General features: G+C 44.6%; 16 protein-coding genes and 1 other RNA gene. 11 read left to right on the forward strand and 6 right to left on the reverse strand.

The genetic code is table 11. The annotated features are described in order from the left end of the window. Nucleotides 1-137 precede the first annotated feature (137 nt). Nucleotides 138-2,537: an ABC transporter permease gene (locus AB6735_RS20045; protein ID WP_370997814.1), complete on the forward strand. Its 2,400-nt coding sequence runs from the start codon at nucleotides 138-140 to the stop codon at nucleotides 2,535-2,537. A gap of 23 nt (nucleotides 2,538-2,560) precedes the next feature. Here AB6735_RS20045 and AB6735_RS20050 read toward each other — a convergent pair whose 3' ends face one another. Then, nucleotides 2,561-3,745 (reverse strand): DUF1624 domain-containing protein, encoded by a 1,185-nt coding sequence (locus AB6735_RS20050; protein ID WP_370997816.1) that lies wholly within the window; start codon nucleotides 3,743-3,745, stop codon nucleotides 2,561-2,563. Nucleotides 3,746-3,961: 216 nt separating this feature from the next. Continuing rightward, complete coding sequence (locus tag AB6735_RS20055; protein WP_370997817.1) at nucleotides 3,962-4,714, reverse strand: SDR family NAD(P)-dependent oxidoreductase; 753 nt, start codon at nucleotides 4,712-4,714, stop codon at nucleotides 3,962-3,964. Nucleotides 4,715-4,824: 110 nt separating this feature from the next. Here AB6735_RS20055 and AB6735_RS20060 point away from each other — a divergent pair, with 110 nt between their 5' ends. The 5 genes from AB6735_RS20060 (at nucleotide 4,825) to AB6735_RS20080 (ending at nucleotide 8,871) form a co-directional block, all read left to right on the forward strand. Then, on the forward strand, nucleotides 4,825-5,187 hold the full coding sequence (locus AB6735_RS20060) for a winged helix-turn-helix transcriptional regulator (RefSeq protein ID WP_370997818.1): 363 nt from the start codon (nucleotides 4,825-4,827) through the stop codon (nucleotides 5,185-5,187). A 105-nt stretch (nucleotides 5,188-5,292) separates the two neighbouring features. Then, entirely contained in the window at nucleotides 5,293-6,354 is a 1,062-nt protein-coding gene (locus AB6735_RS20065; protein WP_370997820.1) for an acyltransferase, read from the forward strand. Nucleotides 6,355-6,441: 87 nt separating this feature from the next. Next, nucleotides 6,442-6,810, forward strand: a transfer-messenger RNA (tmRNA) gene (gene ssrA / locus AB6735_RS20070). Nucleotides 6,811-7,363: 553 nt separating this feature from the next. Beyond that, a complete protein-coding gene (locus AB6735_RS20075; RefSeq protein ID WP_370997822.1) occupies nucleotides 7,364-7,585 on the forward strand; it encodes a DUF1016 N-terminal domain-containing protein in 222 nt (73 codons plus the stop codon). Nucleotides 7,586-8,724: 1,139 nt separating this feature from the next. Further along, on the forward strand, nucleotides 8,725-8,871 hold the full coding sequence (locus AB6735_RS20080; RefSeq protein ID WP_370997823.1) for a hypothetical protein: 147 nt from the start codon (nucleotides 8,725-8,727) through the stop codon (nucleotides 8,869-8,871). A gap of 369 nt (nucleotides 8,872-9,240) precedes the next feature. Here AB6735_RS20080 and AB6735_RS20085 read toward each other — a convergent pair whose 3' ends face one another. Genes AB6735_RS20085 through AB6735_RS20100 form a run of 4 tightly spaced genes read right to left on the reverse strand, consistent with a single transcriptional unit; the run spans nucleotide 9,241 to nucleotide 18,803 of the window. After that, entirely contained in the window at nucleotides 9,241-10,164 is a 924-nt protein-coding gene (locus tag AB6735_RS20085; RefSeq protein ID WP_370997824.1) for a PorP/SprF family type IX secretion system membrane protein, read from the reverse strand. A 57-nt stretch (nucleotides 10,165-10,221) separates the two neighbouring features. After that, on the reverse strand, nucleotides 10,222-17,208 hold the full coding sequence (locus tag AB6735_RS20090) for an MBG domain-containing protein (RefSeq protein WP_370997825.1): 6,987 nt from the start codon (nucleotides 17,206-17,208) through the stop codon (nucleotides 10,222-10,224). A 56-nt stretch (nucleotides 17,209-17,264) separates the two neighbouring features. Next, entirely contained in the window at nucleotides 17,265-18,236 is a 972-nt protein-coding gene (locus AB6735_RS20095; RefSeq protein WP_370997827.1) for a methionyl-tRNA formyltransferase, read from the reverse strand. A 27-nt stretch (nucleotides 18,237-18,263) separates the two neighbouring features. Continuing rightward, a complete protein-coding gene (locus AB6735_RS20100; RefSeq protein ID WP_370997829.1) occupies nucleotides 18,264-18,803 on the reverse strand; it encodes a phage tail protein in 540 nt (179 codons plus the stop codon). 1,161 nt (nucleotides 18,804-19,964) lie between these two features. Here AB6735_RS20100 and AB6735_RS20105 point away from each other — a divergent pair. The 5 genes from AB6735_RS20105 (at nucleotide 19,965) to AB6735_RS20125 (ending at nucleotide 25,512) form a co-directional block, all read left to right on the forward strand. Beyond that, nucleotides 19,965-20,390 carry a prepilin-type N-terminal cleavage/methylation domain-containing protein gene (locus AB6735_RS20105; RefSeq protein WP_370997831.1) on the forward strand — a complete coding sequence of 142 codons (426 nt, stop codon included), beginning with the start codon at nucleotides 19,965-19,967 and terminating at the stop codon, nucleotides 20,388-20,390. A gap of 1 nt (nucleotide 20,391) precedes the next feature. After that, nucleotides 20,392-20,925: a hypothetical protein gene (locus AB6735_RS20110; protein ID WP_370997832.1), complete on the forward strand. Its 534-nt coding sequence runs from the start codon at nucleotides 20,392-20,394 to the stop codon at nucleotides 20,923-20,925. 149 nt (nucleotides 20,926-21,074) lie between these two features. Continuing rightward, nucleotides 21,075-22,343 (forward strand): GspE/PulE family protein, encoded by a 1,269-nt coding sequence (locus AB6735_RS20115; protein ID WP_370997834.1) that lies wholly within the window; start codon nucleotides 21,075-21,077, stop codon nucleotides 22,341-22,343. A gap of 8 nt (nucleotides 22,344-22,351) precedes the next feature. Then, a complete protein-coding gene (locus AB6735_RS20120) occupies nucleotides 22,352-24,286 on the forward strand; it encodes a type II secretion system protein GspD (protein ID WP_370997836.1) in 1,935 nt (644 codons plus the stop codon). A gap of 2 nt (nucleotides 24,287-24,288) precedes the next feature. Next, nucleotides 24,289-25,512 carry a hypothetical protein gene (locus AB6735_RS20125; RefSeq protein ID WP_370997838.1) on the forward strand — a complete coding sequence of 408 codons (1,224 nt, stop codon included), beginning with the start codon at nucleotides 24,289-24,291 and terminating at the stop codon, nucleotides 25,510-25,512.

Consider the following 25,512-nt stretch of genomic DNA (forward strand, 5'->3'; position numbering starts at 1 on the left):
AAGCAATATCACGTTCGGTTCTGATACAGTACAATACCCGCAGCATCTGCATAATTAATTAAAAATCAGATATTTAAAAACATGGCATGTATTTTAGAGCATCATTTTAATTTCCTAACCCTAAGAACGTTAAACTGATGATCAAGAACTATTTTAAAATAGCGTGGCGCAATATCTGGAAGAACAAAGCTTTCTCGGCCATTAACATTATAGGTTTGGCTGTGGGTATGGCCGCCTTTATGGTGATAACAATGTTTGTTGCTTATGAAAAGAGCTTTGATAATTTTCATACCAAAAACATTTACCGTTTAAATGAAGTGCAAACGGTTGGTCAGGAAGGTACAACGCAAAAGGTTGCACTATCTATGTTTCCGATGGGGCAGGCTTTAAAAATGAAGTACCCGGAAATAAAAAATTTCACGAAGATAAAGTGGAATGAAAAATACCAGATGACCTATAACAACGAGCGCATGTTTTTGCCACAAGCATTTGCTGTCGACTCTACCTTTTTCCAGATCTTTGATTTTAAACTCATCAGCGGCGATAAAAAAACTGCGCTTGCAAAACCTAATAGCATTTTACTTACCGAAAAAACAGCTAAAAAATTATTCGGAGATGCCAACCCTATCGGGAAAACGGTAACCCATTATGGTGATGATACTGTTTCTTTTGCCGTAACCGGAGTGCTTGCCAATATACCTCAAAACTCACAATTACAATTTGATGCCCTGTTTTCATTCAGCAGTATTTATAAACCCTGGATGTTTAAAAACTGGGGTGGCAATTGGCTAAATACCTATCTTGAACTTGCGCCAGGCACCGATCAGGCATTACTGGAAAAGAAATTCCCCGCCTTTATTACAGAGCATCTGGGTAAAGATGGCACCAAATATATGAAGCTGTTTTTGCTGCCTTTGAAGGATGTACACGCCAACTCGGCCGATATAGGTTTGGATTATATCAACTATCAGAAATTTGATAAAAAATCAACCAACCTGTTTGCCATTATCGCACTCATCGTACTCATTATTGCCTGTGTTAATTTCATCAATCTTTCAACCGCCCGTTCGGCCGAGAGAGCCAAGGAAGTGGGCATCCGCAAATCTATAGGTGCTCATCGTTTCCAGCTGGCTTTTCAATTTTTAGGCGAAACAGTCCTAATCTCTTTCATCGCATTAATTTTTGCCATTGGCCTGGTTGAACTGGCCCTCCCTTATATCAATAACCTGAGCGACAGAAGCATAAATTTCAATGTATTCGGTAGTCTCGGCGCTATTTTTTTTGTGTTTGGCGGCACTGTTCTTATCGGTCTCCTATCGGGCATCTACCCTGCTATTTACTTATCTTCGTTCCAGGCAGCCAAAGTTTTAAAGGGCTCTATACAAGTTGGGAAAGACAAAGGATTACTCCGGAATATACTGGTTGTTACTCAATTTAGCAGTGCTATTTTTTTGATGATTGCCACTGTATTTGTGTTAAGGCAACTAAGATTTATGCAAAAACAGGATCCCGGATACAATCGTGAACAAATAGTCAATATCCCTTTAGATAGGATCACCACCAAAAAATACGAGCTTTTTAAAGATGAATTACTAAACAGCACATTGGTATCTGGCGTAACCGCTTCGCAGGATATTTTAGGAAGCCATCTGGATCAAACAGGAGTATCATTTAAACCTGCAGATGGACCGAAGCAAGATTTTGGTACAACCCTTTTGGTGGTAGATGATAATTATCTTGATCTGTACAAAATAAAGTTGGCTGCCGGTCAAAATTTCTCTCGGGATAAAAAGCTCAACGGGCGGGAATATATTGTTAACGAAGCACTGGCAAAATCGCTATTAAAAGATCATCCCAAAGCCCCCTTATCATCGTTAATAGGCTTACAGTTTGGCTTTGATTCATTAGGCACAATAAAAGGAGTAGCCAAAAACTTCAATTTTAACTCCTTACAATACAAAATTGAACCCATGTTTATGGTATGCGCGCATTCCTGGGATTTCAGAAATATCTCTGTTAAGATCAACGGTAATAATACCGCCGCTGCTATAGCATTTATCAAATCGAAATGGAATAGCCTATATCCTGATTACCCATTTGAATATCAATTTCTGGACGATCACTTTAACGAGGTTTACAAGGCCGACAACCAGGTAAGCCAAATAGTCGGTATCCTTGCCGGGCTGGCTATTTTCATTTCCTGTTTAGGTTTATTTGGCCTGGCATCACATTCCGCCGAAAAAAGGGTGAAAGAGATCGGGGTACGAAAAGTGCTTGGCGCATCTGTACAGCGTATTGTGCTATTGCTTTCGGGTAATTTCCTGAAACTGGTTTTGATAGCCAATATCATTGCCTGGCCATTGGCCTGGTATGCTATGGATAAATGGCTGTCGGGCTTTGCCTACCGTATCAACGTTACCTGGCTAACCTTTGCTTTTATAGCGCTTATATCGGTATTGATAGCGTTGGTTACCATAAGTTTTCAATCTATTAAAGCGGCAATTGCAAGCCCGGTAAAAAGCTTAAGGAGCGAATAATTACAATCATCAGTAAAAAAAATTTACAAATAACTCAACCACCATTTTTGTTTATTGGCCTGTTTGTATGCGTCATAGCGTTTGCATAAAGGATATAAAGCAACAACTATGGCTATCCAAATAAGGTAAGCTACCGGCAACGAAAATCCATAGCCTTTAAGATTGGTGGTAAACCAAATAGGCTTGGTCAGGAACCATATTTTCCAATCCTGTCCCGGGATAAAGGCCGACGCAATAACAGCTATCAGGTGTATTACGTAGATGTGGATAAGATAATAGAACATGGGCACCCTGCCATATACTGAAATTATGTTTACAACGCGCCCCCTTAATTTTTCGGTAAATGACAGGAATAAAAACGCCCCGCCCAGCGTCACTAAGAGGTATAATAAAGACGGCGGGTATTTACTCACTTTAATAAATGACAGGAAAGTAAAGAACGCATCTTTTTGTACGCTCCATTTTACCGGATCGCCATATAAGTTGGTATAACGCAATGTCACAAACAAAACAATAGCTAAACTACCGAGGATCAATAAATTCCGTTGTCTCTTATCGGCATCGTACCCAGCGGTATACCATGCGCCCAAACAATAGCCCATGGGCATTACTGCCATCAGCGGAACAATGGGGTAACCTACTAAAAGAATTTCCTTGTGCCAGGTAAAAAATCGCTGGTCATGGATCAGCGCCCAGCCAAAAGCAGCTACCGAATTACCTTCCACATGCACATTATCCAACAGGTTATGCCCCGCTACTATAACAATGCAAATCCCAAGGATGAGCCTTTTAGGCAGGTGAATAAATGCCGCCAGTATTACCATACTTATACCTAACGCCCAAATAGTTACAAACAAGAACATGGGGAACGCAATATTAAAATTCCAGGCAAAGTTAACCACGACCATTTCAAGAAAAACGAGCCACAGGCCTCTTTTTATAAGGAAAATTGATAATTCCTTTTTGGACTTTTTTTGCCCGATGAGATAGGCCGATGTTCCGGCAAGCAGCATAAATATGGGCGCGCAAAAATGGGTGATCCACCTGGTGAAAAATAATATGCCGCTTGTTTTTGTAAGATCAAGCGGATCAAACAGAAACGAGCCGGAGTATAAATAATCTCGCACATGGTCAAGCGCCATAATGATCATAATAGTGCCGCGAAGGAAATCAATGGAGGTTATCCGGTTCTTTACAATAGTGCTCATTCGGTTTGGGTATGATATAAAGATATCAATTTACTAAGCGAATTTTGGAAAATATCTGATCATTGACATAGTTATGAAAAAAGCGGGTAAATAACATAATCTTAATTGATGATCAGCCTAAGGCAAATAGTCCTGCCAAAAATACTATCACTACATCACTTTGCTACCCTTTTTAAGCGAAAGTGATGTAATAATAATACTCGTCATTATAAATGATCAGAAAGCATAATGACGCATTCCGCCATCTACAATATTAACAGTACCGGTGATATATTTTGCACGGGGCGATACCAGGAAAGTGGCCATATTGGCTATATCCTGCGGTTCACCAAAATCACCCAGGGGTATTTCCCGGGCAGCAAATTCCTTTCGCGCTTCGGCAGTAAATATGCGGCGTACATTAGCCGTATCCAAAAGACCAGGCTGCAGGCAGTTGATCCTGATACCATGCTTACCCAATTGTGCCGACAGCTGTTTTGACCACATCGCGATGCTTGCTTTGGCTACCGCCGAAACATTCACGCTGCGCAGTTCATACGTGCTGGTAATGTTTAAAATAGCGCCTTGCTCACGCTCTATAAAATGAGGTAATAATTGTTGGGTCAGCTGCCGGTGACGGTCAAAGTCCATCGTCATCGACTCGCTCCAGGCCTCATCCGCCCCAATAACATCCAGCGGCTGACTGCGGCCGGTATTATTGATCAATATGTCAACCTCGCCCAAATTTAACAAAGCCGCCGCTGCAATTTTCTGTGGCGCATCAGGTGCAACAAAATCCTGTATCAATATAAGCGGTTCTTCGCCCCCGGCCGCTACTATTTCTTCCTGAAGGCTTTTTAGTAATTCTTCATTCCGGGCGGTTGCCAATACTTTAACGCCTTCTATAGCTAATTCTTTGGCGATAGCCCTGCCAAGTCCCTGGCTGGCGCCGGTCACTACCGCGTTTTTTCCTTTTAAATACAGATCCATAATTTTTATGCTACTATTCGTTGTTAAAAAATTCTTTGCCAAAATTAATGGGTAACCTTAAATTTGCATGGTAAGTAATTAATTGTACGGTACTAACAAAAAAGTAACTAATGGCAGGAAGAAAGCAAACCTCAACCTATACCCGCAATGAAGTATGTGTAATTGATTGTGATTTAACCTACGCCGTTCATAAGCTTGGGGGCCGGTGGAAATTATTGATACTGGATAAGTTGTGCACTAAAAAACGAAGGTTTAACGAGATCAAAAAAGAGTTTTCTTATATATCAGAACGCATGCTAACCCTGCAACTGCGGGCCCTGGAAGAAGACGGACTGGTGAAACGAACCGTTTTTGCAGAGGTGCCACCAAGGGTAGAATATGAACTCACCGAGATGGCGCTTGAACTTGGCCCCATCCTGAAACAGCTAAGTGCGTGGGGCGGCAAACAACGGAGTTTGGTAAAGAAAGACTAATCTCACTTAGTAACCCTTCGTTTTATAATTACTGTTTTTATATTTACCCGAATTTATAAAGGATAATGTGCTCAAAGCCTAAACCAGCTATTGCAGTTCTAAAAAATGATATTTAACCAGGAGAGCGCTCAGGACACGCCGCAAAACATAACCTGGATAAATAACTTACGATTGATAGCCATGTTTGCTGTGGTGGTATTACACACAGCTTCACCCCTGCTTTTTTATCACAAAGGAAGCTCCATACAGGATTGGTTGGTGGCCGATATCTATAATGCTTTAGTACGTTTTGCTGTGCCGGTTTTTGTGATGATAACCGGCGCTTTGCTACTTCACCGGGATTATGAACTGGGTGATTTTTTGAAGAAACGACTTGGCAGGCTTATACCGCCTTTTCTTTTCTGGAGTACGGTTTATATACTTTACAGGTGTTATAATGAGGAATTTACTTTTACAAACAGCATCTGGGCCAACACCAAACTGATCTTACTCCAGTTTCAAACAGGCGCCTATTACCATCTGTGGTATGTATACTTATTGATAGGTTTATACTTATTTATCCCCATCATTGGTAAGTTTGTAAGGCAGGCATCGGAAAAAGAATTGTTATATTTTCTCGGGATCTGGCTTTTAACGGTATTGTTAAGCAAGCCATACTTAAGCAGCTTCGATACAGCTATCGACCTTCATAACTTTACCGGTTACATGGGATACCTGGTGTTGGGGTACTATTTGGCTTACAAAAAATTCCGTATCCGCGGCATGGTTTATATCGCAGCTGCGATATTTGTTGTAACAGCGCTGATCATTATTGCAGGCACCCATTACCTGCTGCTAAAGAATCATGAGCTAAGCACTTTTTTTTATGAACCGATAAGCCCGTTCATCATCCTGCTCTCGGCAAGCGCGTTTTTGATCGCAAGGTATACTGTAGTCAAGTTAAATCCGGCATTGAATAAAATAGCGCAAAATACCGGAAAATTTACGCTGGGGATTTATTTCAGTCATGCGTTGATATTAACGCTTTTTGATTTGGCAGATGTTAACTACGCCATTTTTACACCCATGTTAAGTATTCCTGTTATAGCTGTGTCATGTTTTTTATTGTCATGGCTTTTAGTTTATGTGATGAGTAAAACACCTTTTGTAAAACACCTTGTTGGGTAAAAGCGTTACTTAACTGCAAAGTATTTTCTGTATATTTGTACCCTTAACTGCAAACTGCCCACCGGCAAATGCAACTCTAATAAAAATGGGGTCGACCGGAATTGACAGGATGGAGATAAGTAAGTAAGCATGCAGCGCGTTGGGTGAATTAGCGCTTAAATCTGAACGCTCAAACTTACAAATGGCGAAAATAACTACGCCTTAGCTGCTTAATTTAGAATTAACCAGCTTTTGTCCCGCCGGTTTTCCGTTCTGTTGAATCGGCAATAGGGGCATCGAAAAACGGAACTGGCCAGCTTAATGGTGTGCAAAGCAGGCGAGATAAAGCACCTAAGGAAGACGGTACAGGTAAGCGACTGACCTTCCCCTTCCCTACAATTAAACAGAAGCTAAGCATGTAGAAAGCTTACCTTATACCATGTTTGGACGAGGGTTCGAATCCCTCCGGCTCCACCCGAAGGGATTTCCGATTGGAGATCCCTTTTTCCTTTAATTTCAAGGAGACCCTTTTCATTCATTTTCAAGTAGTTATGCGACAAGCAATTCATCATTGTAGGTGTTCGATAGACGCCATTTTCATAGTACAAGTTGCTGTCGAACACCATTGATATGAACTCACGCTTTTCAATCGTATTTGATTGATTATAAACATATTTCATATCTGTTAAGGAGCTTAAATACTGTGATAACAGTTTAAATCCACTTTTGGCATCCTTACTATATCTTTCAATAGCGGCATTTAGATCTAAAATCTCCGATGTGTAAGTTGAATACCAACGATTATAAGTTTCACGGTTAATCTGGTTACTGATCCATTTATCTTCGACTGAGTATAATTTTTCCTGAATCTTCGTCAGCTCCTCCTGTTTCTCCTTCACTATGACTTGGTTTTTTTTAAATGTTTCATTTAAGGAAGCTTCTGCCATAGTCTTTATTGCCTTTATTTGATCCTTTAGCGCATTAAAGCAAAAACTTGCCATTAAGTTACCCTCTTTAACCTTAGAAAGTCATGAAAATTAATCAATCCATCATAACAGACATTAAAACCATCATTCTAAATTCAAGGGATATAGCAATCCGCGCTGTAGATACCGAACGTGTACGGATGTACTGGCGTATCGGACAGCGAATTTTTGTAGAAGAGCAGCAAGAAAAAGATCGCGCCGATTATGGCTCACAGCTATTAAAAACTATTTCTAAACAATTGCACTTGGCAGCAGTTTATCGATAAGACAACTGGACCGCTACCGACAGTTTTATCGCACTTTCCCAATTGCGTCCGCAGTGCGGACGCAATTGGGTTGGCCACATTACAAAATGCTGAGAGCACGGAAGTCTTGCTAACTGGCTGAGGACTTACCCCGTCGGATCTGCCGTCCTTTTTACAGCTGTCTAAACATAGCAGCGAGCCTGTAATTACGACCATCAAGAGGCCTTTAATTCCGCAATTTATTTTAAATCGTTGGCGGTTAGATAATTGTTTTTTCATGTTGTAGAAATTGAATTTATATTATTTATTAATGATCTAATTAAGTGTTAATAGTACACTTATTATTAATTAAACAGACTGGTATTTAAGTAAGTATTTTGAATATCACAGCACAGTAGTAGTGTGCTGAAATCACTTAATACTCTTTCCGATTAATTTAAAAACGAACGATCAGGATTGAAACACTTTTGACTGGCTCTTTAGATGTTTCTAATAGGATATTTGCACCTGCAAATAAATTCATCTACCACTCAACTGATAGGTAATTTTTATTTCCTCACGCGAAGCAGGAACTAACTCTGTTGTACTTTGAAACATATTATCTTTATGACGGATATCAGCATTAAGATAAATAGTAAACTATTGATAAGGTATATTATCTGCCCGCCCTCTAAAATGGTTGAAGCTAACAGCTAAAACCAACGTTATTGTTATGTTTAGCGGTTTCAATGAATTGATCTAAGAACGTATATCATAAGGAAGGCAATAAGTTGTAGATATGGTTAATACTAAAGTTTCTTTTTATTTAGAATCATAAATAGCTATTAAATTAAGATTTTATCAAAAAAATGTCAGATAACTAAAATACAGTTAACAGTTGTAAGTATTATTTTCTTAAAGGTAAATTTCGATTATGAATAATAAATGAAGATTAATATCCAATATCTCATCTTTTCAATATATGATCAAATATTACTCATATAAAACGATTTATTACGATTAGAATTAATTCATTTATGCGTATCGCTTTTGAAAATTAAAGACCAACTATTAGCACATTCCCGATCAGTCTTACGTCTGCCTCCTGACGAACGATCGCTGTCGCAGCTGTAACTGTAAATGTTTATTATCTCCCCGACTTAATATTTGAAATATTAATTATGAAAAACAAACTGAATTCCGCTCATCCGCGAAATAGCAAAGCACAACAATACAGTGTATCCCCTTCCTTAACAAAAAACTGGTCAACGAATGCACCCATTGGCCTGTTTATTTCCAGCTGCCCTGCCGCACACCTGATCTGGTAATGCTCCAGTAAGGCCTTATATGGTTTCGATCAGTTTACGGGTATACAGCAACATTGCTTTAATGCTTTCGGTAATAAAGGTGCATCGACATTATTTGTTCAGCTTTTGAAGATGACATTTTTGTCGCCTGTGACGATGCCAATCTTTATTATATAATCTGCACATAACGGCACCGGTTCAACTAAATTAGATTTGGATATAACCAATTGTTTTCCAGATATTATGGACATAAAAAAAGGAAACAAAACGACATCGTTTGTTTCCTTAAGTAGCCGTAGGGGAAACTTCTTGAACTCTTTTATATATACTTTGAGGCGTTTGGCTGGTTAAAGGGAGGATGATTGATGAAGATGCTCCTTTTTAATCACTTCACCTACGGAACAGTTTCAGCTTTAAGCCCAGCTCCAACGCGCCGGCGGTATAGCCATTTAATTTCCCGGTTTCGAGGTTATAGGTAAAGTTAAAAGCTAATGCTTTTTGCTCAAACACCAAACCAAGGCCTGTACTTTGATTACTATGATATATAGCCTGTAACGATACAAAGTAATTGCTCATAGTGAAGTTAAAACCGGCATCAACAATATCCTTAGCTCCTTTAATTTTACGATAAGCGGTAAGCGGTTCAATCAGCAGATCGGTGTAGCCATTACTTACGTATATCTTATAACTGGCAGCAGCAGAAAACTCAACCCTGTCTATATCTATGCGTTCAATAGAATTCCTGAAAAAGGTTGCTTTTAAGTTAGGAAGGGCTCCTTCTAAAAATAAATTATCACTGGTATAAGCTACGCCAAAATCACCATCCACATAGGGCTTTGCCTGGTTGTATCGGGCTATCTGCTCATCCGTTTCATCCCCTACAATTTTATCAAGATCAATACGCCCATCGTTAACACCAAATGAAAGACCAAAATTCAGTTTTTGATTTCTCTCGCCGAGTGGCAGGTGATAAGCATAGGTACCCATGGCACGGGTTTGCCGAAGCAAACCTGATTGATCGTCGGTGATATTCAAACCCAAACCAACGCGGTCTGTCGCCTGGAAATCGCCTGTAAGCGTTTGGGACTTTGGCGAACCCGGGAACGAGCTCCATTGCTGGCGGTAGCCTAAATTAATGTTCAGCCCCTGATCCAAGCCCGCCATAGCAGGATTGATGAGATACCTGTTCTGGAAATACATAGATTGAAAAGGGTTTAACTGCGCCCTGCTGTACATTGAAAAGCACATAAGCAGCGTCATTAACAACAAAGACTTTTTAAAACTTATACTATGATGTTGTTGAGGGTTTTTCATTTTATTTATAATTTCTTTTGATCTGCGGTTTTTCCTGTTTCTCTGATTCTGTCTGTTTTACCTGTCGTGAATAATGGTAATAAATCCTTTGAACTGACGCTTTTGCGGACCCAGGTCAACAATATAATAGTACGTTCCTTCTGTGAGCGGTGCACCGCCATAGGTTCCGTTCCAATCGTTGGTATAACCATGCTTGCTGTAAACAGTGCGTCCTGCCTTGTCAAAAACCGTAACCGTGTTATTCGGGAAAAGCTGAATATCGGCTATCACCCAGGTATCATTTTTGCCGTCGCCATTCGGGGTAAGTATATTGCTGGCTATAATACTCCTTTGATCCTCGCCCCTGTAAATAAACAGTGTATAGGTATTTTTAGTAATATGATCCTGAGCGGTTACTATGATACTGATGGTGTTATTACCAACATTAAGCGGAATGAAGAATGATTGCCGGTCATTCGATGCTGAAGATCCGTTGATAGTTGCCGTAGCGGTTGGATCAAAAGTAAGCGTAAGGCGCACTCCCTGTATTTCATTATCTACCTGTGCGTTATAGCTGAAATTATCCGAATTAAATGAAGGTGTTAACGTACCTGACGTTGGCACCAGATTGATAAGCTTAGCGTTGCTAAGCGCTATAACCGTTAGCTTGCCGGGTACGTAATTAAACATATAGTTAGCAGATATGGCACCACTTACGGTAATAGGATATAAACCCGGTAACGAAGTAGAATTAGCTACGGTGGCCAGCACTGGTTGTTTGGTTAAAACAGCTTGAGTATCGCCATTGACAAAACCGCTGTAAACTTCGGTGAACACGGGATTTGCTACACCGTACAATCGACTCTTATCTTCAACCGTAATCGTCAGCGTAGCTTTATTAATGGTTAGTGTCCCATCGGCATAAACAATTTTATAATTAGCAATGGCTGCCCCGCTTGCTGTTATAGGGTAAGTTCCCGCTGCCGACGCCTGCGTTGCCGTCGTGGCGATAACCGGCTTGGTGGTTAAATTATTGCTGTTATCACCATTTACAAAACCATTATAGCTAACACTAAGGACAGGATTTGCCGAGCCGTAAATTTTGTTGGCGTTATTAGCCGTAATAGTTAACGTTCTTTGCGTAACGGTCAGGTTAGCGCCAACATAAGTTAATGCATAGTTGCTGTTAAGCACCAGAGTACCCTGCTGAATAGGGTACGTACCTACATTTTCACCACCTGTACGAGTTAGTGCGCCAGTAAATTTATCGGTACCTACCAATGCGCCAGTGGTGATAGTATATGTTAAGGCCGGATCGGAAGCACCGTAAACCTTGGTTTGTGCTTTGGCTGTTACCGTGATAGCTGCTTTGCCAATGCTGAGATTAGCGTCTATGTAGGTCAGCGTATAGTTACTGTTGAGTGCCAGGCTACCTTGATGGATGGCATAGCTTCCTACGTTCTCCCCGGCAACGCGGGTAAGTATTCCTGTAAATTTATCCGTACCAACTAATGCGCCGGTTGTAATCTTGTAGGTCAATACAGGATCCGCCACACCGTAAACTTTGGCTTGTGCATCTGCAGTTACCGTAATGGCAGCTTTGCCGATAGTTAGGTTTGCACCAATATAGGTCAACGTATAGTTACTGTTGAGCACAAGTGTGCCTTGCTGTATGGCATAAATTCCTACGTTTTCTCCGGCTGCACGAGTTAACGCTCCTGTAAATTTATCTGTCCCTACCAATGTTCCGGTTGTGATTGTATAAGTCAGCGCCGGATCGGCTGCACCATAAATCTTGTTTTGCGAATTGGCGGTCACGGTGATGCCAGCCTTGTCAATACTGAGCTTAGCGCCCGCATAGGTCAGCGTATAGTTGTTACTTAGGGCCAGCGTTCCTTGTTGGATGACATAAGAGCCTACATTTTCGCCGGCGGCACGGGTAAGTGAACCTGTAAATGTATCTGCAAATTTTAACGTTCCGCTCGTGATCTTATAGGTTAGTACCGGATCGGCAGTGCCATAAACCTTATTTTGCGCATCGGCGGTAACGGTGACCGCCGCTTTGTCAATGGTCAGATCAGCACCAACATAGGTGAGCGTGTAGTTGCCCCCAGGCGCCAGTGTACCCTTTTGAATAGCGTAAATACCGGCATTTTCACCAGCTGCACGGGTTAATATGCCCGTAAAATTATCTTTGCCTACCAATGCCCCACTGGTAATTTTATAAGTCAGTACCGGGTCGGTTGCGCCGTAAATTTTATTTTGTACATCGGCGGTAACGGTGATAGTTATTTTACCGATCGTCAGGTTGGCCCCTACATACGTCAGCGTATAATTGCTGCTGAGTGCCAGGGTGCCTTGTTGAATAGCATAGGTTCCCGCATTTTCACCGGGTGCCCGGCTAAGTGCGCCGGTAAAGGTATCCGCAAATTTTAATGCTCCGCTGGTAACCTTATAGGTCAATACCGGATCAGCTCCACCGTAAGCCTTGGTTTGTGCATCCGCAGTTACGGTGATAGCAGCTTTACCAATGGTTAGGTTTGCGCCAACAAAATTCAGTGTATAATTGCTGCCGAGCGTCAGGCTACCTTGCTGTATAGCATAGGTACCTGCGTTTTCACCGGCTACACGGGTAAGCGTGCCGGTAAATTTATCTCCAGGAGTCAGTACGCCGCTGGTGATCTTATAGGTAAATACCGGATCAACATCGCCATAAGTCTTGGTTTGCACATCAGCGGTTACGGTAATAGTCGTTTTGCCGATGCTGAAGTTAGCGCCTACATAAATGAGGTTATAATTACTGCTGAGGGCCAGGCTGCCTTGCTGAATAGCGTAAGTACCTGTACTTTCGCCCGCAACACGGGTAAGCGCACCGGTAAAGGTATCTGCAAATTTTAACCCTCCGCTGGTGATCTTAAACGTCAGTGGCGGATCAGCAGCACCAAAAGCTTTGCTTTGCATATCGGCCGTTACCGTGATATCAGCTTTACCAATGGTTAAGTTAGCACCAACATACGTCAGCGTATAATTGCTGCTGAGTGCCAGGGTACCCCGCTGAATAGCATAGGTGCCCGCGTTTTCGCCCGGGGCGCGGCTAAGTGCGCCGGTAAAGGTATCCGCAAATTTTAACACTCCGTTGGTGATCATGAAGGTTAAGGCCGGATCGACAGAACCGTAAGATTTGGTTTGTGGATCGGCAGTTAGCGTAATGGCTGCTTTATTAATGGTGAAGCTGGCACCTGCATAAGTCAGCGTATAATTGTTATTGAGCGCCAGGGTGCCTCGCGAAATAGCGTAGGTACCCGCATTTTCGCCCGGGGCACGGGTAAGCACCCCGGTAAAGGTATCCGTGCCTACCAATGCCCCGGTAGTGACGGCATAGGTTAAAGTAGGATCAACGTCGCCATAAATTTTATTTTGCACATCAGCGGTTACAATGATCGGAGCTTTGCCCACTGTAATGTCCCCGGCAGCATAGGTGATATTATAATTCGTCGCGTTAAAAGTACCGCCCGTGGCAAAACCCGGCACAATGGAGCCTGTATAAGTATTTACCGGCGCGCCCACTGCCGCACCCGTTCCGTAAGTGATGGTAACACTGCCTATCGTTTCGGCACCCACTAACCCGGTCGATGTAAACGCAGTAGAACCTGCGCCGCCGGTTAGGTTTTGTCCGTATATTTTATTCCGGTTGTTGGCTTTAACCGTTAAAGCAGCCGGTGTTACATTCAACGTTCCCGGCTGATAAACAATGGTATAGTTTGATGATACCGCACCGCTTGCAGTAATAGCATAAATACCAACCGGCGAATTTGGCACAGCAGCAACACTGATAGTAGGCTGTACGGTTAAACTTGATGCATTATCGCCACCGGTAAAGCCGCTGTAGCTCACGCTCAATGCAGGAATTGCCGCTCCGTAAGTTTTGGTTGCATTATTAACCGTTATTGTTAAAATAGCCTGCCCAACAGAGAGTGTACCGGCTTTATAGATGATATTATAGTTCGATGTTTTAAATGTGCCACCCGTAGCTGCGCTTGGCACTATAGATCCGGGGTATGTTCCCGCAACAGCATTGGCCGCAGCACCCGCGCCGTAGGTAATGGTCACGCTGCCTATGGTTTCTGCATTAGCCAAACCGGTTGATGTAAAATCAACAGAGCCAGTGCCGCTGGCAAGGGCCGTTCCAAATGCTTTGCCTTTATTGTTGGCGGTAACGGTGAGTGCTGCTTTATTTACTACGATGTTACCGGCTATATAATTAATAGCATAGTTGGCCGGGTTAAATGTGCCGCCGTTGGCGGCGCTAACTGTTACCATGCCGGTGTAGGTAGTAACCGCGGCATTCGCGGCAGCGCCTGTTCCGTAAACAAGGGTAACATTGCCAACGGTTTCTGTACCAACCAATCCGGAAGCGGTAAATTCTGTAGTTATTGCTCCCCCGGTAAGCGTTTGCCCATAAGTTTTGGTTACGTTCTTGGCGGTGATGGTCAGTTTTTTAGGACTAACCGTGCTGGCAACTGTTGGTACATTTATACCGCCTGCACCAGCACTGCTCAGCGCTACAAAACCTGAGTAAGTGCCCGCGTTATTGCCGGCCGCCAATCTGACCTGCACCAGTGTTGAAGCAATATTACCTCCCGAGCCGATAGTAACCGTATGGGTAAAGGTTACGTTATCGATACTCACCTCAAAGCCGGTTGGAGCGGTAACCAATATACCGGCGGTAAGGTTCGTGCCCGATACGTTGAAGGTACCAGAGGCCGATGCCGTGCCGTATGTGGTGTTGAGTGCTGGCAATGTGCCGCCAGCACTGATGGATGGCAGGACAATGCTTACCGTTTTAGTGACCGCTTTGCTGTTCGAATGACCATCACTTACCAAAAAGCTGATGGTTCTGGTGTTTACAGTTGGGACTCCCTGCGCATTCCTGTAAACAATTCGGCGCATCGCGGCCTGCCACTGTGCAACAGTGGCAGTACCACTTGGCGTTCCCAGGGCGAGAAAACCACTGCCCCCGTTATAAAAGCCGACAATATCACCCGTGGACGCATCAGGTATCAATGCCAACTGGTCCTCTGGAGAGTGAAAACCACCGCTAATGGATACTACACCAGAAGCTAAAGTGCTGCCATCATCAGTCACCGTAATTCCGGGATCAATAAAAGCATCCGTACCTGAAAATAAAGTGGTGCCCGCAGTTGCAATTACTACCGGGGCGGTATTAGCCGGCGCCAATACATGGAAAACCACCGTTGCCGAAGAACAGAAAGAAGGGATTCCGTTATCACATACCTGATAATTAAAAGTATCGTCGCCTGTAGTGCCTATATTAGGTGTATAGGTAAAACTGCCATTTGGATTTAAAACCAGTGTACCATGCGCAGGCGAAGTATTCGCTGTGATCAATAGTTGATCTCCATCGGGATCCGAGTCGTTGTTAAACACGTTCCCGCTAAATGGTGTATTTGCGGTTACTGTATACGTGTCGTTAACGGCTACTGGGGAGGAGTTGGCACGCGTAAGCGTTACCGTAATCGTGTTGCCATCAAGATCTCCGTTGTTAACCTTGTAAGTGAACTGATCGCTAGTTGCGCCGTTTGAAGTATAGGTAAAACCGCCGTTTGGATTTAAAACCAACGTGCCGTTAGCCGGGCCGGTTACCAATATGGCGCTCAGAGGACTTCCACCGGGACTCGTATCGTTACCTAAAACGCCGGGAGCCGGAATAGTTAAAGCTGTGCCTGATTGATAGCTATAGTTATCAACCACGGCTGCGGGCAGGGCAATGCTTACAGCTTTAGTAACTGCATTGCTGTTCAAAGCACCATCACTTACCAAAAAGCTGATGGTTCTGGTGTTTACGGTTGGGGACGACAGCACATTCCTGTAAACTGTTGAATGCAACGCGGCCTGCCACTGTGCAATGGTAGCCGTACCACTTGATGATTGCAAGGAGAGTACCCCGGTGAGCGGATTATAAGAGCCGTTAATATCACCTGTGGATCCATTGGCTATAAATGTAAGGCGGTCTTCTGCTGCCTGGAAACCACCGGTAACTGATATTACAGCAGAAGCTAATGTACTACCATCATCACTCAGGGTAATACCCGGATCAACAACAGCGTTCGGACCTGAAAATATAGTGGTGCCTGCAGATGCGGTCAATACCGGGGCCTGATTTGCTGCAAGGGTAGTAAAGGTTTTATCAGCACCATAAGCTGTACCAATGCCATTGGTAGCATAAGCGCGCACGTGATAGGTGGTACTGCCTGCAAGCCCCGCGGCATTTACTGAAATGGCTCCTGTACCTGCACCATTGGTTATTTTACTATTAGCTGTGGTAGGATTGGCTGTAGTAGCATAAACTACGCCCTTTTCGGTCACCAAAGTTCCTCCGTCAGATGATACGTTCCCTGTTAATGTGGCCGAGCTGGCGGTAATAGCAGCCGGGGCGCCCGTAGCTACTGTTGGTATAACCGCGCCTTGCACAATAACTATATCATCAACACCTACACCAAATGCGGCACTTTTATCAGACGTTAGCCTTACTTCATCAATATTAACAAAGGCTCCCAATTGCGACTCCGGAATATTAACCAGCGTTATTGTACCGAGGGACGCTGTTGATGTGGATCCCTGTTCCCGGCCGCCCTTGTAAGCGTGAAGCGTAATTACCTGGGCGCCCCCGGCGGCGGCACCTACCGAGGTTGGTGTAACTGATATACTCCTCAAGGTAAATAAAGACCCGGATGCGGTCAGGAAACGGGCAAAGTTAAATGTCGCATCGGTACCCACCTTTTGCATCCGAATATACGGGTTACCGCCCAGGGCCGAAGAAAGGATGCGCTGTTCGCCGGTGCCCTGGCATTGTAGTACCCAGCCATTAGCCACGCTGCAATTACCCGTGCTCAGGTTAAGATTGGCAATCCCATTGTTATCAGCCAGTATGGTGCCCGAAGTAGGAAAACACGACCAGTCGAAAGTTACGCTTTGGGCCGAAGTCCGCAAACTGGTTATGGTACTTAAAAGGGTTATACAAAAAACGAGTAGATGTTTTTTCATTTTAATAAGGTTGTTTGGTAGGGCCGATGCCTTGTGATCACCGGTCTTAAATAATTTTATGTTAGGTTTGGGTTTGTTTTTGCTGTTGTTGGAGCTAAATTAGGCGTGTTGCTTACAAAGCTTTGCCCGCTTTTAAAACCATAGGCGCCGGCAAATCTGGCCGGTACATAGTTATTACCCATTTTAAAAAAATTAATATTTAACAGTCGCTCACCTTTGCACATAACAGCAAACGTGCGTTTGTTAACAATGATAGTCCCCGACGGATAGGAGTAATGATTGATTAAACCGATGGAGGCATCCATTATTTTCAGTTCCTGGCCGTTAATAAGCGAAATGGCCCCTATATTCCAGGGGCTGCAGGCCTTAATGATATCCATAACTTCTGCTGCATCCATCTCTTGCCAGTTGATGAAAACATCTTTTAGCTCGGGCCGCGGATAATACACGGCCAGGCTTTTATTCTGTTCGGTAAGCGGTAACTTGTTGCCGCTGTTAATTCCATTCAGTATGGCCAGTACACCTTGTACCTGTAACTGACCAAACAGCTGGTAAATGTTATCGTAATTATAATGTGGTTGATTTGGGATGTTTTGCCGCCAGATAACCGGGCCACCGTCCAGTTGGTCTGTAAGTACATGAATAGCGAGCCCTATTTCATGGCCGCCCTTACGCAATTGCCAGAAAACCGGCGAAGGTCCGCGAAACTGCGGCAGGACACCAAAATGAATATTATAGGCCCCAAGAGGTAGTTGTTCCAGGTATTGTGCTTTAACGAAATGACCGTAGCCCGAAAAGAAAACGATATCGTGCTGCTGCAGCCAGTCATAAAGATCGGCTTTATTGTGCTCAAACGTAAGACCAATACCGGCGGCATTGCAATACCGGATAGTTTCTGGCGCGCTGTTCTCGGGCGCTGCAGAACTACCTACGTAAAGCATAAGCCCTGCTTTCGCCTTATAATTGGATAAGGGCGGAAGCAGGGGCATATACAGTGTCGCTGAATTGGATACAATACCTATTTTCATCAGTTTACTGTGACGTATTGTATTCTGTTAATTACGGGCTGGGTATATTCCCTCCAGCGCGATGATAAAAGTTACCGCCAGATAGGGTTGCATATTATCATGCGGCTGGGTTCCACCGGCAGGGCCAATTGCGTTAGGAGCCATTGCGGTGTTTACACTTGCTCCGGATACAAAATTTAATGGGGCACCACCAACATCAGGATCTGACGATACAGCCATTACATTAATTGTGGGTGAGGGCTTATCCCCTGTGTTTGTACTTGCGTTAAGCGCATGGTTGTGCGCGGGCATTTGGCCAATCAGCAAGGTCACGTTCTCCTCCCCCGCGCTTTCGCCCCAATTCCTGGGGGATAAGCCGCGGCCCTGACCCTGGTGTATGGGTGCACGCCCGCGCAGATCAGGTAAAGCAAAGGTTCTGACCCCGTCGCCACCATAAGCGGTGCCCACTAGAGAGAAAAGCGCCTGATTAGTTGAGATAGATAAAAGCTGGCCGTCACAAAGTGCCCAGCCGCGCGGTGCGAAATTGCCGGCGAATAATGAAATAGTGCCGATAAATGGACTTTCCATAATTTAAGTGATTAGTGATTGGTTTGGTTATTGGTTTTAAGTTATATGCTATTGCAAAAGATTGACATTATCACGCCAAGACATGCTTAATTAAGCATGCTGCAAGTGCGTAAATAGTCTTAAATAAAACAGGGGAGGTTTGAATAATTTCATGATTAATTAGGTTAGGGTTTATTATTAACAGTAAATATAATTATATTTAATATTATTATTTTCAGTTCTTTTCATTCACTTTTTTGATTGGCAATGAATGTATATGAAAGTAACACATAAAATTTTATTCGTTTAACTACTAAGAGTCTGCAAATCTAAAGGAGGCTTAGTTCTGCATTGCAAAAACAATTTTGATATTACACACTTGTAAAGTTTAACCTGTACCGGGTGATTCAGCAAAGTTATCGTGATTTTATCGAGGAAATAAAATAGCATTTCACCATCGTGAGCAACTCAGACACGCCTGGGCTGTCCTATAACAATCGACCTGTTTCCGGGAGTGAAGTGTGCCTGAGCTGTTGTATATATCACTGTGGTTATCCCATTTATAGGGCAGAGCCTTAGTCATTATACAATCTGTCGGTACTAATAAAGGCTCATCCAGGCCTGGCATCGGTAGCATTAACCAAATCATAGCTTTGGGTCCCCGTTTGAATAACGTAGAAGTCGTTAGGATCAAAAACTTATCAGATGTCGCTTTTACTAATTGTGCGATACTGACTGGCGCATTAGCAAATGATCCAAAATTGGTAAATACAATCCTGTCACTGGCAGGGAACGATGCAATAGGTGCTGGCCCATATTTGGCAAAAGAATTACTACTAATAATAATGATATAGCCGAGTCTGCTATATGCTGTATTATATGCAGGCAAAAATAACATATAGTTAAAATTGGGAATAGTAGTTACATGATAAGCGTTAAATAACTCTTAGCTGATTAACAACAGTTGTATCGCCTAGTACCGGTGGTGACAATCTGTTTGCAGGAGCATCGAGTGGAAATATATATCAACTGTTTCGTTTCGCCACCAACCAGGTTTTTCAGGTTCATAAAGCTCCGCCCCATACAAACAATCGGAATTATTGTTTGTAATAAATATTTTTGTATTGAATATATTATATTATTACTTATCTTAGTGGACATTAAGTCAATTGGGATAAATTTGTGAAGTACCTTAAACCTAAATTAAACAAACGTTTAAAAGCCTACACCCTTTCAGAGATTCTGGTCGTGCTTATTATCATCGGCATACTGGCGTTTTTGGCATTACCTTACCTGTTGACCGTGGTGACCCGGGCGAAATCGACCGAGGCCAAACTCCAATTGGAACACCTGCAGACACTGGAAAAAAGTTATTTCTACGAATACTCCAGATATACGACTGATTTGGACGAGTTGGGATTTGTTCAGGAAAAACTGGTTACCGATAGTAAAGGTGCCCGTGCCAATTACCGGATCGAGATCACCAGCGCGAGCAATACTGAATTTAAAGCACGTGCCACCTCGGTGGTTGATTTTAATGGGAACGGCGTCTTCGACGTCTGGGAAATCGACGAGAACAAAATATTGAAAGAAGTTACAAAGGACTAAGGTGCAGTTTTACCTACAAATTCTGGTGTTGTTATTATTGGGCCTCGTGTGGGTACATGATCTCCGGTACCGCGCGGTCTCCTGGATTATTTTTCCATTCTTATTCGGCGGGATCGTTCTGTTGCGATGGGTATCTGGCGAGACTTTCGCGGATGTCTGGCCGCAGTTCCTGAGCAATGTCGGCCTGCTGCTCATTATTTTGTTACTTCTTAACCTGTATATATTAGTCAAATCACGTCGCCTCGTCAATATTACCAAACAGTACATCGGCAGCGGAGATATATTGTTTTTTTTAGTACCGGCCTGCAGCCTGTCCATATTGAACTTTCACTTCTTTTTCTTGACCAGCCTGGTCTGTACCGCGTTAATCCAGGCGGTTTGGTCGACGATAAACAAAAACAAGAAAATACCCCTGGCCGGGCTACTGGCGCTATTCCTCATGCTTTTTTTATCCAGCGACTGGTGGTTCTTTCATCAGGGTATTACTAATGATAACTGGCTACTGCAATTTTATACGCCATGGATGCAAAATTAGCAGAGGCAATTGTGCTGCAGACCGCCCATCTGCACATGCTTTCCGGCGAGCAGGCCTGGCATTATCGCGTATTGCCCAAACTGGCGGACGCCCGTCTTTTGGAGCTTTATTGCGATGAACAAGCGGACAAGAATGCTCTTCAAGCGGAATTGGAGATTGTTACCGGGCTGGAGATCCGCTTGTTTCCGGTCACACCGGAGGTGGTAAGCAGGCTACTTTCCCAGTACTATCTACAAGGGGCTGGCGCCGCGGTCCAGGTGTCGGTTAACCAGAACGCGGAGGACTTTCTGATTCAGCTGATCCGGGAAGCCAAAAACCTAAAAAGCAGCGACATCCACATTGAGCGCTATGAAAAAAAATGCCGTGTCAGGATCCGTATCGATGGTAATATGGTGGAACGTCACCTCCTGAAAAAAGACGACTACCCGGCCCTGATCAACAAGATCAAGATCAAAGCGGAACTTGATATCGCCGAAAAAAGACTTCCCCAGGACGGGAGGATCAACTTCAGCTACCAGCAATACCAGTTTGATATACGGGTATCGGTCCTGCCGACGCTTTACGGGGAAAAAGTGGTCTTAAGGCTACTGAACAACGACGCTACAGGCATCGAACTGGACAGCCTGGGTTTTTCCGGGACCGACCTGGCCAATTACCTGCAAGGCGCTAAAAGACCGAATGGCTTGCTGCTGATCAGTGGTCCGACCGGTTCGGGTAAGACAACAACCTTGTATGCCACCCTTAAATTATTGAACAAAGAGACCCGGAATATCCTCACGATAGAAGATCCCGTCGAATATACACTGGAAGGGGTCAACCAGGTGCAGTTGCGTGAGTCTATAGGCCTGACCTTCGCAGCCGCGCTCCGGACATTTCTGCGGCAGGATCCGGATGTGATCATGGTTGGTGAGATCAGGGACCCGGAAACCGCCGGTATGGCTATCCGTGCGGCGCTAACCGGCCACCTCGTTTTATCGACCATCCATACCAATTCCGCCTGGGGTATCGTTTCGCGCCTCGTCGACATGGGTATTCCGGCATTCCAGGTTGCCGACACGCTCAATACAGCGGCGGCGCAAAGATTGATCCGCTTGCTGTGTCCACATTGCAAGATACAGCAGGACTTTAGCCATAAGCTTTACCCCGGCCAATTCAAGCCGTATTACGAAGTTAACCGGCATTATGTGGCCGGAGGCTGTGAACGCTGCTACCATACCGGTTACAAAGGCCGGAAGGCCGTTTATGAAGTTATCCCTGTTGACCTGGAGTTGGCACAGCGGATCAAAGCAGGACATTCGCAGATCGCGGACCTGCTTAATGAAAGAGGCATACAAACGCTGGCTGAAAACGCATTTCATATTTTCAGCCAGGGCGACACCTCCCTGGAAGAAATTTACCCGTTGTTGTTTAACTATTAACTCCCTCTATGCACAAAATATTTACCCGGACCTTATGGATATTGTTATTGAGCCTTAACACTCAGGCGCTATGGGCTCAAACGCAGCAGGGGGACCGCATGCAGGCATTGCAATCAAAACTGGACAATGCCGCCGGATTGGTACCGGGTCTGAATCAAAAGATCCAGCTCATGGTGACCGGTGTCTCCATTCAACAGTACATCGGCGCCCTGTCCCGGGCTAATGACCTCAGTATTAGTGTCGATCCCTCGTTAAATTTCCTGGTCAATGATACGTTCAACGGTGTTACCGCTGAGAACGTCCTGCTGTTGCTCGCGCAAAAATACAATCTGGATATCGGGATCGTAGGCTCGATCATTTACATCACCCCTTATCGAAACCCGGTACAGCAAGTCAAGCCGAAGGAGATCAAGGCAAGTTACGCGGCTGCCGGTGACCTGCTTTCCCTGGAGCTCGAAGGAGACAGCTTACCCGCTGTCGCACGAAAAATCACCGAAGTATCAGGTAAAAATATCATCGTCCCGGGCGCGCTGCAAAACAAACGGGTTACCGCATTTATCCGGGACGCCCCCTTTGAGGTCGCCCTGGAAAAACTGGCTTACGGCAACGAGATCAAAATGGTCCGTACCACCGATAACTTCTATCTGTTTCAGCCTTTAGGCGATAATGAGGAACTTTATGTCAACGGCGATCACCATACCGATATCCGGAAGACTTTCCGCCCCCCCGGCCCTCAGGCTCAGCCTGGAGCCAATGGTCTTTTTGTCCGTTCACAGAATGGTCAAAAGCTGATTTCAGTCGATGCCATCAACGCGCCAATCCTTGACCTGGTCAAACAGGCCTCACAGGAGACGGGGAAAAGCTATTCGCTGTATTCCGACATCAAAGGAGTGATCACCATGCATGTCAGCGATGTGAACTACGATATTTTTCTCGATCTGCTGTTTAAGAGTACAGAGTACACCTTCCATACCGAAAAAGGCGTTTACCTGATCGGCGACCGCAAACTGGAGGGCTTGCGTACGTTTAAAGCCGTACGGCTGCAAAACCGAACGATCGACACGGTTGTATCCATGATCCCGGCTGACTGGAAGCGGGGTATGGAAATCAAGGAATTCCGTGACCAGAATACCATCATGTTATCCGGTTCGGCCGCCCAGATCAATGAGGTCGAGGCATTTATCAAGCAACTGGATGAACTGGTACCGGTTGTGCTCATTGAAGTGATCATGGTTGATGTGCACAAAACACGTACGGTATCGACCGGGATCTCCGCGGGCGTCTCCGACAGTGTTAAAACGGGCGGCACGGTCCTGTCCGGCCTGAATTACACCTTCGGATCCAAACCGCTTAATGATTTTTTAAGTAGCATGAGTAAGTTTACTTCCGTCAACCTGGGCCATGTCACCCCCAACTTTTACCTGACACTGAGTGCATTGGAGGCTAAAAACAATATAGAAATCCGCTCAACCCCAAAAATGGCTACCCTGAACGGCCATTCTGCAAAACTCAATATGGGTAATAAGCGTTACTATAAAAACACCACCCAGAACCTCGTTCCGTTCACCACCAGCGCGCAGACCATCTTTACCAATGTATACCAGGAAGTGAACGCAGACTTGTCCGTGAATATCAGGCCCATTGTATCCGGGAATGACCAGGTTACGCTGGGAATCACCGTAAACAATTCCGAGTTTACCGCTATCCCAACCGACGGCTCACCACCACCACAGTCCAACAATAAATTCGAAACCAGCCTGCGGGTACATAGCGACGATACGATCGTACTCGGAGGGCTGGAACGTACAGAAGCGAACGAAAGTGCTTCGGGCATCCCCATACTGTCCCGGATACCGGTACTGAAATGGCTGTTTAGCAGCCGCAGTAAGACCAACGCTAAAATATATACCGTACTGTTTATCAAGTCCACTATAATCCGTTAAACATGCCGTTGTTGGAAAGTTATTATAGCATCACCCAGTCTACCGGGATCAATATCACCATCGGTCGCGAAGGGCAGTTGCAACTGGACGGCTGCCAGGTCCTGATCAAAAACAACAAGCTCCATCTGGAGAAAAAGATCACGGCGGTCAGTAAGGTAGAAGATCTTGGAAAACGATTTGATGCCACACTTCCGGTAGCGCTGAATCTTTGCGGAAAAGGGGTTTTGTACAAACAAATTCCAGCTGTGGATGATATCGGCCCGGAGGAGTTCGCGGCGCTCCTGCCACGGGCCGAGCTGACCGATTTTTATGTACAGCATTTCCGTTCCACGGACAGTTCGTTCGCCGCGATCATCCGGCGTTCTGAGGCGGACGAGTGGCTGAGTTTACTGGCCAAACAAGGCTTCCGTGTACTGATGCTCAGCCTGGGCCCATTTCCGGTTCAGCATATCCTCCCGCAGTTGAACATTTATAATGAAGAAGTAGTTTTCAATGGGCATACCATCTCGCGGGATGTATCCCTGAACTGGACCGGTGTCCGGTACCAGGAGCCGGATCTTGCCCCCGCAGCTTTTCCCCTCAAGGTAGAGAACGAACCCATCGACCAAAGGCTGATCATACCGTACGCTTCGGCTTTCCAATTGGTAATGGCTACGCGGCTCCATCCTACCAGAGCGATGGTCCCTGTTCTGGAGACCGCTTTTAACCAGGCCGTGGAAATGAAAAAGATCCGGGTTAAGGCCTTTATTGTCCTGCTGATTTTCTTTATTGTACTGCTTTGTAATTTCCTGGCTTTTTCCTGGCTGCAACAGACTAACGATACCCTTTCGGGTCAAGTGAGCAGCAGCGCGCAAAACAACAACCAGCGGCAGCGCATGGTCACCAAGATCAATAAAAAAGAACACCTGCTCCGCGAGTTGGGCTGGGATGAAGGCGGCCGGAAAAGCGTGCGGATAGATGAGATCGCCTCGCTGTTGCCACCAGAGATCACCTGGCAGGAAGTAGCTGTCAACCCCATTGATGAGCGAAAAAGCAAAGACAAACACACACTCGACTTTGCCGACCGCCGTATGGTGGTCAAAGGCATATGTCCCCAGATCATACCGGTTAATGAATGGCTTGCCCGGATCAAAAGCCGCAAATGGGTCAAAGATGTGCAATTGGAGAGTTATGATTATAACAATGAATTAAACACCGGGGTGTTTACCCTGTTTATTACATATTGA

The sequence above is a fragment of the Mucilaginibacter sp. RCC_168 genome (assembly GCF_041355315.1).
In the GTDB taxonomy this organism is placed as follows: Bacteria; Bacteroidota; Bacteroidia; order Sphingobacteriales; family Sphingobacteriaceae; genus Mucilaginibacter.

What these genes read in the sequence shown, in the direction of transcription:
- AB6735_RS20065 (WP_370997820.1), top strand. Translation starts at nt 5,293, where the DNA reads ATGATATTTAACCAGGAGAGCGCTCAGGACACGCCGCAAAACATAACC.
- AB6735_RS20095 (WP_370997827.1), bottom strand. Translation starts at nt 18,236, where the DNA reads ATGAAAATAGGTATTGTATCCAATTCAGCGACACTGTATATGCCCCTG.
- AB6735_RS20055 (WP_370997817.1), bottom strand. Translation starts at nt 4,714, where the DNA reads ATGGATCTGTATTTAAAAGGAAAAAACGCGGTAGTGACCGGCGCCAGC.
- AB6735_RS20045 (WP_370997814.1), top strand. Translation starts at nt 138, where the DNA reads ATGATCAAGAACTATTTTAAAATAGCGTGGCGCAATATCTGGAAGAAC.
- AB6735_RS20080 (WP_370997823.1), top strand. Translation starts at nt 8,725, where the DNA reads ATGAAAAACAAACTGAATTCCGCTCATCCGCGAAATAGCAAAGCACAA.
- AB6735_RS20120 (WP_370997836.1), top strand. Translation starts at nt 22,352, where the DNA reads ATGCACAAAATATTTACCCGGACCTTATGGATATTGTTATTGAGCCTT.
- AB6735_RS20090 (WP_370997825.1), bottom strand. Translation starts at nt 17,208, where the DNA reads ATGAAAAAACATCTACTCGTTTTTTGTATAACCCTTTTAAGTACCATA.
- AB6735_RS20125 (WP_370997838.1), top strand. Translation starts at nt 24,289, where the DNA reads ATGCCGTTGTTGGAAAGTTATTATAGCATCACCCAGTCTACCGGGATC.
- AB6735_RS20085 (WP_370997824.1), bottom strand. Translation starts at nt 10,164, where the DNA reads ATGAAAAACCCTCAACAACATCATAGTATAAGTTTTAAAAAGTCTTTG.
- AB6735_RS20050 (WP_370997816.1), bottom strand. Translation starts at nt 3,745, where the DNA reads ATGAGCACTATTGTAAAGAACCGGATAACCTCCATTGATTTCCTTCGC.
- AB6735_RS20075 (WP_370997822.1), top strand. Translation starts at nt 7,364, where the DNA reads ATGAAAATTAATCAATCCATCATAACAGACATTAAAACCATCATTCTA.
- AB6735_RS20060 (WP_370997818.1), top strand. Translation starts at nt 4,825, where the DNA reads ATGGCAGGAAGAAAGCAAACCTCAACCTATACCCGCAATGAAGTATGT.
- AB6735_RS20100 (WP_370997829.1), bottom strand. Translation starts at nt 18,803, where the DNA reads ATGGAAAGTCCATTTATCGGCACTATTTCATTATTCGCCGGCAATTTC.